Origin of the sequence: Haloferax sp. KTX1 (assembly GCF_902410085.1) — an archaeon.
Classification (GTDB): Archaea; Halobacteriota; Halobacteria; order Halobacteriales; family Haloferacaceae; genus Haloferax; species Haloferax massiliensis.
Genome location: NZ_CABPRH010000011.1, coordinates 42,672 through 55,927, shown reverse-complemented (window position 1 = coordinate 55,927; position 13,256 = coordinate 42,672). Strand labels below are relative to the sequence as shown.

11 protein-coding genes are annotated in these 13,256 nt (G+C 63.4%); 4 read left to right on the top strand and 7 right to left on the bottom strand.

The genetic code is table 11. The features are described 5' to 3' along the window. Nucleotides 1-78 precede the first annotated feature (78 nt). Nucleotides 79-312: a DUF2249 domain-containing protein gene (locus FY251_RS16145; protein ID WP_004967158.1), complete on the bottom strand. Its 234-nt coding sequence runs from the start codon at nucleotides 310-312 to the stop codon at nucleotides 79-81. Nucleotides 313-556: 244 nt separating this feature from the next. On the opposite strand from FY251_RS16145, the gene FY251_RS16140 reads away from it, so the two are divergent. The 3 genes from FY251_RS16140 to FY251_RS16130 all read left to right on the top strand — a co-directional run bounded on the left by FY251_RS16140 (nucleotide 557) and on the right by FY251_RS16130 (nucleotide 3,314). Further along, a complete protein-coding gene (locus FY251_RS16140) occupies nucleotides 557-1,723 on the top strand; it encodes a Cdc6/Cdc18 family protein (RefSeq protein ID WP_148416102.1) in 1,167 nt (388 codons plus the stop codon). Nucleotides 1,724-1,777: 54 nt separating this feature from the next. Further along, complete coding sequence (locus FY251_RS16135) at nucleotides 1,778-2,056, top strand: hypothetical protein (RefSeq protein WP_148416101.1); 279 nt, start codon at nucleotides 1,778-1,780, stop codon at nucleotides 2,054-2,056. 388 nt (nucleotides 2,057-2,444) lie between these two features. After that, nucleotides 2,445-3,314, top strand: coding sequence for a class 1 fructose-bisphosphatase (locus tag FY251_RS16130; protein WP_148416100.1), 870 nt, complete (start codon nucleotides 2,445-2,447; stop codon nucleotides 3,312-3,314). Nucleotides 3,315-4,175: 861 nt separating this feature from the next. Here the strand turns inward: FY251_RS16130 and FY251_RS16125 are convergent. From FY251_RS16125 to FY251_RS16100, 6 genes are all read right to left on the bottom strand, one after another. Continuing rightward, nucleotides 4,176-4,409, bottom strand: a complete 234-nt coding sequence (locus FY251_RS16125; RefSeq protein WP_148416099.1) for a hypothetical protein — start codon at nucleotides 4,407-4,409, stop codon at nucleotides 4,176-4,178. Nucleotides 4,410-4,541: 132 nt separating this feature from the next. Next, a complete protein-coding gene (locus tag FY251_RS16120; RefSeq protein WP_148416098.1) occupies nucleotides 4,542-5,648 on the bottom strand; it encodes an oligopeptide/dipeptide ABC transporter ATP-binding protein in 1,107 nt (368 codons plus the stop codon). Further along, nucleotides 5,645-6,691: an ABC transporter ATP-binding protein gene (locus tag FY251_RS16115; RefSeq protein WP_148416097.1), complete on the bottom strand. Its 1,047-nt coding sequence runs from the start codon at nucleotides 6,689-6,691 to the stop codon at nucleotides 5,645-5,647. The genes FY251_RS16120 and FY251_RS16115 overlap by 4 nt, the downstream gene beginning before the upstream one ends. A gap of 42 nt (nucleotides 6,692-6,733) precedes the next feature. Beyond that, nucleotides 6,734-7,795, bottom strand: a complete 1,062-nt coding sequence (locus FY251_RS16110) for an ABC transporter permease (RefSeq protein WP_148416096.1) — start codon at nucleotides 7,793-7,795, stop codon at nucleotides 6,734-6,736. After that, a complete protein-coding gene (locus tag FY251_RS16105) occupies nucleotides 7,782-8,786 on the bottom strand; it encodes an ABC transporter permease (protein ID WP_148416095.1) in 1,005 nt (334 codons plus the stop codon). The genes FY251_RS16110 and FY251_RS16105 overlap by 14 nt, the downstream gene beginning before the upstream one ends. Nucleotides 8,787-8,807: 21 nt before the next feature. Further along, entirely contained in the window at nucleotides 8,808-10,406 is a 1,599-nt protein-coding gene (locus FY251_RS16100) for an ABC transporter substrate-binding protein (RefSeq protein WP_148416094.1), read from the bottom strand. A 520-nt stretch (nucleotides 10,407-10,926) separates the two neighbouring features. On the opposite strand from FY251_RS16100, the gene FY251_RS16095 reads away from it, so the two are divergent. Next, on the top strand, nucleotides 10,927-13,077 hold the full coding sequence (locus FY251_RS16095; protein ID WP_148416183.1) for a glycoside hydrolase family 3 N-terminal domain-containing protein: 2,151 nt from the start codon (nucleotides 10,927-10,929) through the stop codon (nucleotides 13,075-13,077). Nucleotides 13,078-13,256 lie beyond the last annotated feature (179 nt).

The following is a 13,256-nucleotide window of genomic DNA, read 5'->3' as shown; positions in this document are numbered from 1 at the left end:
CCTACCGGTGACGCCGAACATATTCGCCGAGGATGGAGAACGGAAGGTGTGAACCGAGGTTGGCTGCCGTCCGCGCCGCTACCGCTTCGGGAAGGTGGCCGCGAACTCGTTCGGACCCTGTTTTTCGACCGCGTAGTTGTCGGCGTCGAACGCGTCGACTTCCGCCTGCATCTCGTAGAACAGCGGCTTCGGGTCGTGGTCGTTGAGAATCGTCAGCGACTCGCCGGCGTCGAGGTCGTCGAAGGCGGCGTGAATCTTCGGATGGCGCTCCGCCGGGGGGAGGTCGCGCACGTCGAGGATGGTGTCTGCCATACACGTCGTACCTCGCGGGGGACCACCGAGTCGGTTACCCCGAACACGTTCGCCTCCGGGGCGGCCGCGGCGGGACCGCCCGCAGTCGAGCGCCCGGGAGAGCGATTCGTGAGTGGCGGCCGCGGAGGCGACCGTGTCGCCGCCGAGATGGCCATCGCCGGCGCGTTTCCCGCGGTCGACACGGCGGCGCGCCCGTAAGCAGTCAGAACTCATATATCGCTCATTTCGGAACTACCACTAGGATATGGACATCGAAGCGAGGATTAAACGTCGGCAACGTCGAGACGGGACGCCTCGCCTCCTCGTCGATTACGACTCGCTCTCGCCGGTCGCACACGCCGACGACCCGGTGAACTGCGGGCCGGTGTTGGAGCGACTGCTCGACTACCTCGACCCCGTGTTCGACGGACATCTGCCGCCGAACGCCTACGCCTACGGCCCGAAGGGGTCGGGAAAGTCGGCGGTCGTGACGGCGCTATTCGACCACCTCGTCCGCGCGTCGAGCGTCAGCAACGCCGCCATCCACACGACGACCCGCGTGCAGGCGACGTTCGCGCCGCGGTTCGTCTACGTCGACGCGCGCGAGACGACGAGCGCGTTCGCGTTCTATCACGCCGTACTCGACGCGCTCGTCGACGAGCCGGTGCCGAAGCAGGGCATCAAAACCGAGGCGCTCCGGTCGCGGCTCAAAGCGACGCTCGACGCCCCCCAGACGGGTGCCGTCGTCGCCGTCGACCACCTCGGAGAGCCGGGGACGCTCGACGGCGAGGCGTTCGTCGACCTCTGTGCCGGGCTTCCGAGCAAGGTCAGTTGGCTGGCTATCGGGCGCGCGCCGCCCGACGAGACGGTGCTGACCGACTACACGGCCGACGAGATTCAGTTCGAGTCCTACCAGAGCCAAGTGCTCATCGACGTGCTGATGACGCGGGCGTCGGCGGCCGGGTCGCGGCGGACGCTCGACCACCGCCTCGCCCGCGACATCGCCGAGTGGGCCGACGGCGACGCCCACGACGCGCTCGCGGCGCTGTTCGGCGCGGCCGACGAGGCGGTCCGCAACAGACACCGGAGCATCACGGCCGCCGACGTCGCCGCGGGCATCGCCGCGGTCCCCCACCCCTGCGTCTCGCTCGGCCGCGTGCTCGCCCTCCCGGAGAACCGCCAGCAGGTGCTCCACGAACTCCTCGCGTTGCGCCCCGACCAACAGGAGTCGGTGCGGGCGGCGAGCCAGCACATCGCTAAATCGGTCGACCTCTCGCCGACCACGGTCAAGCGCATCCTGTACGAACTCGCCGAAGACGGCATCACCCGCCGAGTCACGGCGGAGCGCGTCGACCGGAAGGGGCGGCCGCCGAGCCGACTCGAACCGCAGTTCCCGACGGTCGTGTTCGAACGGCTGTTCGCCGTTCAGTAATCCGTTTCCACTTATCGACAAAGAATTTAGTACAACTGGTTGTCACAACTCGGTATGGAGTTGACTAGTAACCGACGGTCCACCGCTGGCCTCCTCGCTCTCTGCTGTGGACTCCTGTCTACGATGGTTGCTGTGGAGGTCGTTGGCGGCTACCTCTCGTTGGAGGGAATGCCGGTCGTGTATGGCCTTCTGGGACTGTCAGCAGTCGGAACTCTCGCGTCGAAGTGGTTCAGCCGAACCGCCTCGTGGAAGTCTGTGCTTCTGTACGGCGCACTAACGTTCGGTAGTTCGATTCTCCTGTTTCTCTATCTGTTCTCTCTGACAGATGCGTGAGTGACCTTGCGCCGGCGCGGTGCATCACTAGACGCCGTCAGTTTCAACCGATGACTGGAAACTCTGTCAGAACGAGTGTGAAACAGACAGACGGTGTATCTCTCACGAGGCCCTCGTTATTCCATCGTACCGACGCTGAACTAACCGCTCAGGAGCGCGTGCGTAGTGAACGTCCACCAACGAAGGCATCAACAGAGTCGGAGTCGAAAACCCGCCGCCAACTCCGTCGTGGGCGCGGTGCAACGCTTACGCGCGGGGACAGAACTATACTTCGCCCACGGGACCAGTAGGTGATGACGACCACCCCGACGCCCGTCCGTGCATCGCCCGTCGGCGCTCCGTCGAACCGCTTCGGCGCGCCCGCGCCTTCGCGGGGTGTATCGACCGCATGACAGACGTATCGAGTCGGGAGGACGACGTGGTCGACGCCGTCGTCGAGACGCTCTGTGCGGCCGCGCCGTCGATTCGGGCGGGCCTGCCCGGCCGGCGCGTCTACGAGGAGGGGACGAACCCGAGCGGCGAGCGCCAGATGGAGGCCGACACGTACGCCGACGAACTGCTGTTGAAGCGGCTTCGTCCCCTCGACGGCGTCGGTGAGTACGCCAGCGAGGAGCGCCCCGACGTCATCGACGTCGGCGAGGGCGTGTCGGTCGCGCTCGACCCGCTCGACGGATCGACGAACCTGAAGCCGAACAACGTGATGGGGACGCTCTACAGCGTCTACGACGAGCCGCTCCCCACGGGCGGCGAGAACCTGCTCGCCGCGGGCTACATCCTCTACGGTCCGGTGACGACGCTCGTGGCCGCCCGCGACGGCGTCGTCAGCGAGTACATCCTCGAATCGGGCGTCAAGCGCCCGCTCCGCGAGGAACTGACGCTGCCCGACGACCCGGCCATCTTCAGCTTCGGCGGCCGCGTCAACCGCTGGTTCGACGAGTTCGAGGCGTTCGCCAGCGAGACCGAACGGACCGAGGGGATGAAGCTCCGCTACGGCGGGTCGATGATCGGCGACGTGAACCAGATTCTCCACTACGGCGGCGTCTTCGCGTACCCCGCACAGACCGACGCCCCGAAGGGGAAACTCCGCCAGCAGTTCGAAGGCTTCCCCATCGGCTACATCATCGAGTGCGCGGGCGGGCGGTCGTCGGACGGCGAGACGTCGCTCCTCTCCGGGACGCCCGAGGGCATCCACGACCGCGTCCCGGTCTACATCGGCAACGACTCGCTCGTCGAGTCGCTGGAAGCGCGACTGGACTGACGGTCCGACTCACGCGGTGACGGAGCGACGGTCCGATACGAGCGTGTCTCACCGACATCCACCGAGCCGAGCAACGCGCTCGATACCGCGTGGGTGACACCCCGTTCCGACTGCGGATAATTTATCACTCTTCCTAATATTCGATTTAAAATTTCATTTAGCAGTCTCAGTCTCAATATCACAACGCCTGCAACTTGACTCGTCAGTCAACTGTCGATGCGATTCGAGGCATACAGTATTGTTTAGTTTAGTAACTTATGTCGCAGCTCGGGTGACTTCCACTCGCGGGAGGACGGACTTGGTCAAAACGGCTCCCACGCGTGTGAAACCGATTCTTCACGAGGTTTTGTTCAACGTGATCGAATCGAGTTGACCGGGGAATTCGGGATAGGGTCCGACACCCACGGTCAACCACGAGGGAATCGTGCGAGAGATCTTGTCTCCGGTGGGAGCGGGGCAGCGTACTCAGAGCGGTCTCACGATGTCCGACTGGTTTGGGGCCAATAATCGACGGGCATATAATTGTAGTATTAAAACACGATTATCACATCAAATCCGAGCATAGTTGGTGAGTCGATCGCCGACCTCGCTGTTATCTCAGGTGAGTCGTCCGCGGTTATCTGACTGATCATTTAATATACTATAGTTATCATAATAGGGTTCTATCCATTTTGTTTACACGTTTAACCGCTTCCGTGGGGCCGAACGGAGACCACCTGGCTGGTGTCTCTAGGGAGCGGTTGGGTGCTTTGCCGGCTCGACTTACTCAGCGGCGGCCGGGTGTCGCGCAGGTAGCGCGCTTCTCGTGAGACCGGCCGTCCGCTCCCCCGCTGAGCGCTCAGCCCCGTCGTCAGTACCGTGTCACTCCTCTACCGAGCGCTTCGTACAGAGCCAAAAGCCGCCGCCAAACCCGACCACCGTGACCGCAACGAGGCCAACGTCGACGAGCGCGATCGCGTACGCGGCGGTTCCCGGTTCGAGATACAACAACGAAAACCCGAGCAGGAGCCCCATCACGATGCCGATTGCGACGAACAGCGGGAACCGGTCGCGCTGGTCGCAGATAACGCCGACAACCGTCTCTATCTGTGCCATACGGTATCGTTTTTCGCACTGATTATCAAGTTCCCGATTCGACCGATACCGGTCAAGTTTCGGTCGAGATGGAACGGCGGGTTCGAACCGGTGACAGGCGGGTGACGCGGCGGCGACGACCAACCACTCACATCAGTCACCCTCCTCCGTCAGCGGGTCGCTATCCCAATAGGAGTGGTTGGGGTCGTCTCTGAAGCAGGCGACGCGATGGCCAGCAGCCTCGCCGGACTGTTGGAGTCGCGGGGCCACCTCCCGGCACGCCTCACGGGCTTCGGGACAGCGCGTGTGGAAACGGCACCCGCTCGGTGGGTTGACCGGGTCTGGGATGTCTATCCTCCGCATCGGCGGCTCACCGGCCTCGCCCGACTGTCGGGACAGGTTCGGCGTCGCCCAGCGGAGGACGTTCGTGTACGGGTGACTGGGGTCGCCGATGAGTTGGTCTGCCGGACCGACTTCGACCAGATTTCCGAGATACATCACACCGATTCGACCGTCTCCGTGTTCCGCGAAGTACCGCGCGTTCGAGAGGTCGTGCGAGACGAACACGAACGAGGTGTCGAACTCCGACTGCAAATCGAGCATCAGGTCCATCATTTCGACCCGTAAGGAGACGTCGAGTGCGCTTATCGCCTCGTCTGCGAGGATCACGTCGGGATTCATCAAGAGGGCGCGACAGAGCGCCACGCGCTGTTTCTCCCCCCCGCTGAGCTGGTGTGGGTACCGGTCCGCGAAGTCCGCTGGAGGGTTCATCCCGACGCGTTCGAGAAGCGCGTGAATCCGCTCGCGGCGTTCGCCGGTCCCGGCCTCCGGGTGAGTGAGCTTGATCGGCTCCGCGAGGATGTTCAGAATCCGCCGGTTTGGGTTGAGCGAGCTCCCAGGGTTCTGATGGATGATCTGGAGCGACGACCGAATCTCGTCGAACGGTATCTCTCCGTCGCCGTCTTTCGCGGCCCAGATGTCCTGTCCTTTGTACGTCACCGTCCCGCCCGTCGGTCGCTGGAGTCCGATGGTCGTCTTCCCGAGTGTGGTCTTTCCACATCCGCTCTCCCCGACGAGTGCGAGGACGTCGTTCTCCTCGATGTCGAGCGAGACGCCGTCGACCGCTTTGACCACGTCTGGCTCCTCGAAGAGGTCGAACAGTCCCTGCTCTGTTTCGAAGTGAACTTCGACGTTTTCGAGTGAGATGAGCGGGTCGTCGCGTTGGTCGAGCTCAGCCGACGGTTCGTCGGCGCGGCTCACGACCCACCACCTCCCGAGACCGGAACGAACTCCTCGGAACGGTCGAAGTGCAGCGCAATCTCGTCTCGCGCGTCTTCCGCGTGGTGACAAGCCACGGCGTGGCCGGCTTCGAGTTGCGTGGACGCCGGGTCTTCAGCTCGGCACTCATCGGTCGCAAGCGGACATCGCGGTGCGAACGAACACCCCTGTGGAACGTTGACGGGTGCTGGACTCTGGCCTTCGATCGGTCGCATCTCTTCGAGCGGTGCTTCGATGTCCGGCGTCGCATTGAGCAACGCTCGCGTGTATGGGTGCCCACTGTTCCCGATGAGTTGCTCGCGGTCGCCGACCTCGATGAGTTGGAAGGCGTACATGACGGCCATCCGGTCGGCGAGTTCGGCGACCAGCGGCAGGTCGTGGGTGATAAACACCATCGTCAGATCGTACTTCTCCTGTAGGTCTTCGAGGAGCGTCAGAATCGAACGCTGCATCAGGAGGTCGAGTGCGGCGGTCGGTTCGTCCATCACCAGCACCTCGGGTTCGAGAACGAGCGACAGGGCGATGAGTGCCCGCTGCTGCATCCCGCCGGAGAGCTCGTGCGGGTACGACGTCAGCACGCGCTCCGGGTCGAGGTACAGGTCAGAGAGGAGTTCGCGGGCGAACTCCATTCCCGACGTGACGTCGGCGTCGTGGGCCTTCAGCGTCTCTCTGAAGTGCCCGCCGATCTTCATCGTCGGGTTGAACGAACTCATCGCGCCCTGAAAGACCATCGACACCTCCTCCCACCGGAACTCTCGAAGTTCGTCGTCGGAGAGTTCGAGCACGTCGACCGTGGTCCCATCGTCGCGGTGGTAGCGTATCTCACCGGACAGTCGTCCGGGGTCGGGAATGGCGTCCAGCATCGAGTCGGCGAACATCGACTTGCCGCTTCCGCTCTCGCCCACGATGCCGAGAATCTCGCCACGTTCGATAGACGTGGTCACGTGGTCCAACACGAACGTCTCGCCGCCGTCGTACGTGACGGCCGCGTCGTTGATCTCGATGATTGGGTCGTCTGTCGTCATAGCTGTCGTAGGGGTCGTCGTTTCGCGCCGTTTGGCAGTCATCTACAGTACCTCCGTCATGCCGGTGTCTTTCTCGTCGGTCGAAGCGGTCGACGCTGACTCCCCCGTCAGACGAGTCCGAACGCGCGGGTTGAACACGCGGTCCATCCCCTGTCCGAGGAGGATGAGTCCGACCGAGAGGCCGATAATCGCGGCCATCGGGACGAGAAGCCAGTGTGCGGCGCCCCACGAGAACAGGGCACCACCATTGTACGCGAAGTTCAGGGTGACGCCCCAGTTCTGGTCGGAGTACGGCAACACGCCGAGGAAGAACAGCCCGATCGACGCGAACACGACGTACCGCGCGGCGAACACGAAGTTGACCGTCACGTACGGCATGATGTTCGGAATCACGTCCTTCAGGATGATTCGCGGCGTGCTCACGCCCATCGTCCGGGAGGCTTCGACGTAGTTGTTCTCCCGAATCGTCAGCACCTGCGAGTGGATCGACCGGCCGAGGCCAGCCCAGTAGTTGATGTTGATGACGATTCCGAGCAGGATCGGATTCTTGGGATTGAACGTAATCGCGAGAATCATCACCAACGGGAGTCCGGGGATGGCCATGACGAAGTCCGATACCGACATCAACGCGCGTCCGACCGAGCCACCCTTGTACCCAGCGACGGTCCCGACGAGGACGGCGATACCGGTCGCCCAGAGCCCACCCGAGGTGACCATCAACAAGATGTCCGGGGTCGAGTGGATGATGAGTGCGGCGAGGTCAGTCCCCGACGCAGTCGTCCCGAGCGGGTACTGCACGTTCTCGAACAGCGTCAGGTACCGAGGGGCCTGACTCGTCGAGGGCTCTCGCCAGAGACCGAAGACGGCCACGAGCGCCAACGCCACGTAGAAACCGATGATGAGCAGTCCGAGTCGGGTTCTGCCGTCCGACCACGCGACGAGCATCGGTTTCAAGACGGTTTCCTCGCAGAACTCTCGAAGTCGCTCCTCACGAGTCACCGTCACCGACGACGAGGCCGACCCCCGCCAGTCGACGCCGGCACCGTCCGTAACCGCTGCGCTGGACACCGATTCGCTGGACTCCGCTCTCTCAGTACGCTTCATCAGAACCTCCGGAACTGATTCGCGGGTCGATCTTGCTGTAGGTCAGGTCGGCGATGTAGACGCCGACGACGAGCGCGACGGTGATGACGAGGAACGTCGCCATCATGAGCGGGTAGTCGTTCGCCTTCAGCGCGGCGAACATGTAGTAGCCGAGTCCGGTGTACGAGAATATCTGCTCCAGAATGACGGTCCCCGACAGGCGGAATCCGAGGAGCAGCAGGAACCCGGTGTACATCGGAAGGATGGCGTTCCTCGCGACGTACCGAGTTGCGATACGACGGTCGGCGAGTCCCCGGAGCCTCGCGACACGGACGTAGTCGTTACCGAGCACCTGGATACTGTTCCCGCGCATGGCCAACGCCTGCCCGCCGATCCCGCCCAGCGTGTACGAGAAGATGGGCAAGAGACTGTGTTCGAGTGCGCTGAGCAAGAACGGGACGCTCAGTTCCTTCTCGACGTTGGTCCCGACCGTTCCCGCCGTCGGCAGCCATCCCCACTGGTACGCGAAGACGTACAGCGAGATGACGGCGACGACGTAGAAGGGGACGGACATGAGGCCGATCGAAAGGCCACTGAACCCCTTGTCGAACCGTGAACCCTCCCAGTAGGCCTGTAACGACCCGAGGAAGATACCGACGGTGAACATGAGAATCGTGGACACCAGGACGACGAACACCGTCCACGGCACCGCTTCGGCGATGACCTGTGCCACCGGTTCGCCCAGCGAAATCGACTCGCCGAAGTTCCCCCGTGCGACGGAACCCATGTAGTCCAGGTACTGCCGCCAAAGCGGCGCGTTGGGGTTGATGTTCTGGAGATTCGAAATCCGAGCGTCGACCTCCGATGCCGGAACGCCCTGCCGAAGCAGTTGCGCGCGCAACTGCGTGAAGGGGCCGCCTGGAAGGAGCCGAATCAGTCCGAACGTGAGCGTCGCGACCGCGAAGACGGTCGCGAACACCCTGGCCGTCCGACGGACGTAGTAGTTACTCATGGTTGCGTTGCTCCACTCCGATTATTTCTCGGCCGTGAGCTGCCCCTGGCGTGGGAGCCACTCGCTTGGCCACTTGATTGCTCGGTCGTCGCTCCCCTCCGCCGGGACGTCCCATTCGTCGGTGGTGAGCCACGACTGTTCGAACTTCGAAACCAGTCCCAGTACTGGGAGGTTCTGGTTGTGGTGCCACGCGACACGTTTGATGAGTCCCTCCGTCGTGGCCCGGTCCTGCGTGGTCGAAATCTCCTGCACCACCGAGAGTGGGTCGATAGTCGTCTCGCCGCCGTCCATCCCGGGGACAGTCTGTTCGCCCTCCGGGAAGTTGTGACCGCCGTCGATGTCCGGGTTAGTGAGCTGCCAGCGGAGCGGGAAGTACGGGAACGACGACCGGGCCCCACCGGGCATCCAGTAGAACGCGCCGATCTTGAAGTCGGATTCGATGTAGCCGCCGAAGAAATCCCCCGTCGGCTTCTGGCTGATTTCGAAGTCGAAGCCGAACGCGTTCAACTGGTCGACGACAGTGTTCGTCGCCGTGGTCCAATCCGTCCAGCCAGCGGGGGTGTAGTACGCCCCACCGAGGGTTCGGCCGCTGCTGTGCGTCCACGTGCCGTCTTCCTTCGAGTAGCCGGCCTCGCGGAGGAGCGCGGCGGCTTTGTCCGTCTGAGACGCCGCCATGCCGTACCCCTCGAACGAGTCGTACGCGTCACCGAGCCACGGTTTCTGGTCGTCCGGGGCGATGCCAGTAACCTTCGGTGCGGGCGCTTTCGTTCGCGGCCCCGCGTTATCAACGACCTGCTGGCGGTTGACGACGTGAGCGACCGCCTGCCGGACGCTTCGCTTACCGAAGTCGGGGTCGTCGTGATTGAACAGGACGCCGTACCCCCACTTCGCAGAGATGGTGACCTCTTCGACGGAGTCGGGGAAGTTGTTGACGATTTTCGGCGGCGCGAAGAGGCTCGTGACGAAGTCGAGTTCGCGGCCCATCAGACCCTGTTGGAGTGCGGTGTTGTCCGCCCGCGAGAGAAGCGAGATGCCCGCGAAGTTGACGTTATCAGCGCCGTAGTATTCGGGGTTCCTCGTGAGTTCCCACGACTGCTTCGACTTCGACGCGACCGAGAAGGGACCGCTCGCGACCACGTCGCCTTCGTATTTGAACTGCTGGAGCGCCTCGGCGTCTTTGTCGAGAAACCGTTCGAAGGTCGGGTGGTACGCGAACAGTCGGAGCGACCCGTTGGCGAGCGTGTGTTTGATGACCTCCGGGTTGGACGGTCGCTTGAGGTTGAGGACGACGGTCTTGTCGTCTTCGCCCCGTTCGACGCTCTCGGTGAAGTCCCAAAGCGACGTGTTCATCTTCTTCATCAGGCGGAACTGGGTCAGGACGTCGCGCGCGGTCACGTCCTCGCCGGTATCCCACAGCAGGTCGTCCCGGAGCGTGAGCGTCACCGTCTGCCCGTCGATGGACCACGAGTCGAGCGCGGCTAACTCGAACTCACCGGTCGAAAAGTTGTAGGCGGCGAACCGTTCGAAGACGAAGTTCCCTGCCCGTGGGTCGTAGTTCTGCGTCGCCTCCGGGTTCAGGTGGAGGTTCGTCGGGACGCCGTTGTTCGTGGCACCGACCATCTTCTTGTCGAGGACAGTCGCCCCACGCGTCTCGGAATCGTCACCGCCGGTCTCGCCTCCGTTGGACCCGGTCGTGTCCCCGTTCGAGCCACCGTCGTCGGTCGTTTCCCCTCCGGTGGAAGCACCACTACACCCCGCGAGGGCTGCGATTCCGGTTGCACCGGTTAGTTCGACGAAACTGCGCCGGCTAATCAAGTCGCTAAAGCGGCCAGTACTGTCTGACATGACGTACTGATAACAAACCACACCCATTGTTAATAAATATTTGGTTGAGTGTAGCAGTTAGCTGCGGTAACGCTTCTCCCAAGCGGGCCACACCGAACACGTCGGAGTCGGAGAACGCGGCACGGTCACGCTCTCGTCGCGAAACACGGCCGCCTGAGCGGCGCTACTCATGCGTTGGCAAATGTATAAGTAGTAGCGGCTTTCTCTTCGCCGTATGCAGTCAGAAAGCAAGCACCCCCCTTACAGAGATGAGACTCTCCCGACCGACAAGCGCATCGAGGACCTTCTCGACCGAATGACGGTCGAAGAGAAAGTCGGGCAACTCGTTGGCACGTGGGCGGGAGAGCTCGACGAGTTCAAATCGGTCGAAACGGTCGAAGACGAGATCGTCGAATCCGGAGTCGGCGCTGTCGCGTCGTTCGGATGGGCCGGGGCGCTCGACTCTCGAATCGACGACGTGGTCGAGACGGTCAACCACCTGCAAGAAGTCGCGCTGTCGAAGACCCGACTCGGCATCCCGCTGTTGTTCAACGTGGATGCTGTCCACGGTCACGCGTACGTCGCCGAAGGGACGGCGTTCCCGAACGGACTCGGGATGGCGGCAACGTGGGACGAAGACTGCGTCGAGAGCGCAGCAGCGGTCACTGCAACCGAAGTCCGAAAATCGGGGGCACAGCAGAACTACTCGCCCACGTGTGACGTTGCCCGGGAGCCGCGGTGGGGTCGCACCTTCGAGACGTTCGGCGAGAGTCCATTCTTGTGCGGGCGGATGGCAGGTGCGATGGTACGTGGATACCAGGGCGACGGTCTCGACGACCCCGACTCCGTGGCGGCAACCGCGAAGCACTTCCCGGCCTATAGCGACCCCGCACGGGGGGAAGATACTGCCCCCGTCGAAGTGTCCTCGTACCTCCTTCGAAACGTCTTCTTACCGTCGTTCGTCGACGCGATCGACGAGGGCGTCGCGTCCGTTATGCCCTGCTACAGCGCGATCGACGGGAAACCCGCACACGGCTCACGCGACTATCTCACGGAGCTCCTCCGAGGGAAGCTCGGATTCGATGGAACCGTCGTCTCCGATTGGAACGGGGTCCGGATGCTCCACGAAGACCACCACGTCGCGAGCGACCACCGCGAGTCGGTCCGGATGACTCGCAACGCTGGACTCGATGTCGCGTCAGTCGATGCGGTCGCGCACGCGGACCATCTCGTGTCGCTCGTCGAAGCGGGGGCGGTCGCAGAGCACGCCCTCGACGAGAGCGTCAGGCGCGTCCTCGACCTCAAATTCCGGCTCGGGCTCTTCGAAGACGCGTTCGTCGATGCGAACGAGGCGCGGGACGTCGTCGGTGCCGATGCCCATCGGGCCGACGCGTTAGCGACCGCGCGGAAGTCGATGACGCTCCTGCAGAACGACGATACGCTCCCCTTGGACCCCGCCGTCGACGTCCTCGTCGCTGGACCGAACGCGGACAACCCCATCCACCAACTCGGTGGTTGGAGTGTCCCCGACGAAGCGGGCACCGACGTCATCTCAATCAAAGACGGAATCGAATCCGTGTGTGATGGAACGGTGACCTACGAGCGGGGGACGACGATAACCGAAGCAGACGGTATCGACGCCGCGGTCGAAGCCGCGAAGGATGCGGACGTCGCGGTGGTCGCCGTCGGAGAAAACTGGTATATCCACGAGTTCGGGCCGACCGCGGAGAGCGGTACCGCTCCCGACGAGTTTCCCAACCGAACCACGCTCGAACTCCCCGATGCGCAGCGCGAACTCATGGCAGCGTTGCACGAGACGGGGACGCCCGTCGTTGGCGTCCTCGTCACCGGTCGACCGCTGGCCGTGGAGTGGATGGCGGAGAATCTTCCCTCGCTGCTGCTGGCGTACTACCCGGGGACGATGGGTGGGCAAGCCGTCGCGGAGACGCTCTTCGGGGCGTGCGACCCCGGCGGGCGGTTACCGATTTCGTTCCCTCGGTCCGCGAGTCACCTTCCGACTCGGTTCAATCACTTCCCGCATCCGACACCGATCGGTCCCGACGAGCATCTCCCGTCGTACGACCCGCTCTTCGAATTCGGTCACGGGCTGAGTTATACTGCGTTCGAGTTCGGCTCGATGACCGTGACGAACGAACGGATTTCGCCCCACGGGACCACGACAGTCGAACTCCCCGTGGAGAACGTCGGGGACCGACGCGGTTCGACCGTCGTGCAGGTGTACGTCACCGACCAGGCCGGAACGCGCGTAACCCCCGTCAGGGAACTCTGTGGATTCGAGCGCGTCTCGCTCGACCCCGGCGTCACGGAGACGGTGTCGGTCCCCATCGATGCGGCATCGCTCGGGCGCGTCGACGAAACTGGGAGGGTGTCGGCGATTCCGGGTGAGTACACCCTTCGCGTCGGCGAGCAAGACGTCACGGTTACCGTCGAACCGAAATCCAACTGACCGACCCCGCCGCGGACTGAGGTCCCCGTTTCGAGCGGGGGTTCGGCGGCGATATTCCTCCCGGCGGCCCTCCGTGGAGAGAGCCCCGCCGATACGTGTCCTCCCGCTCGACGCTACGGCGAGAACAGACACCGGGCCGTCTCCTGTTGAGCCGTCGCCCCGTGTTTCGTGAAGCTCTC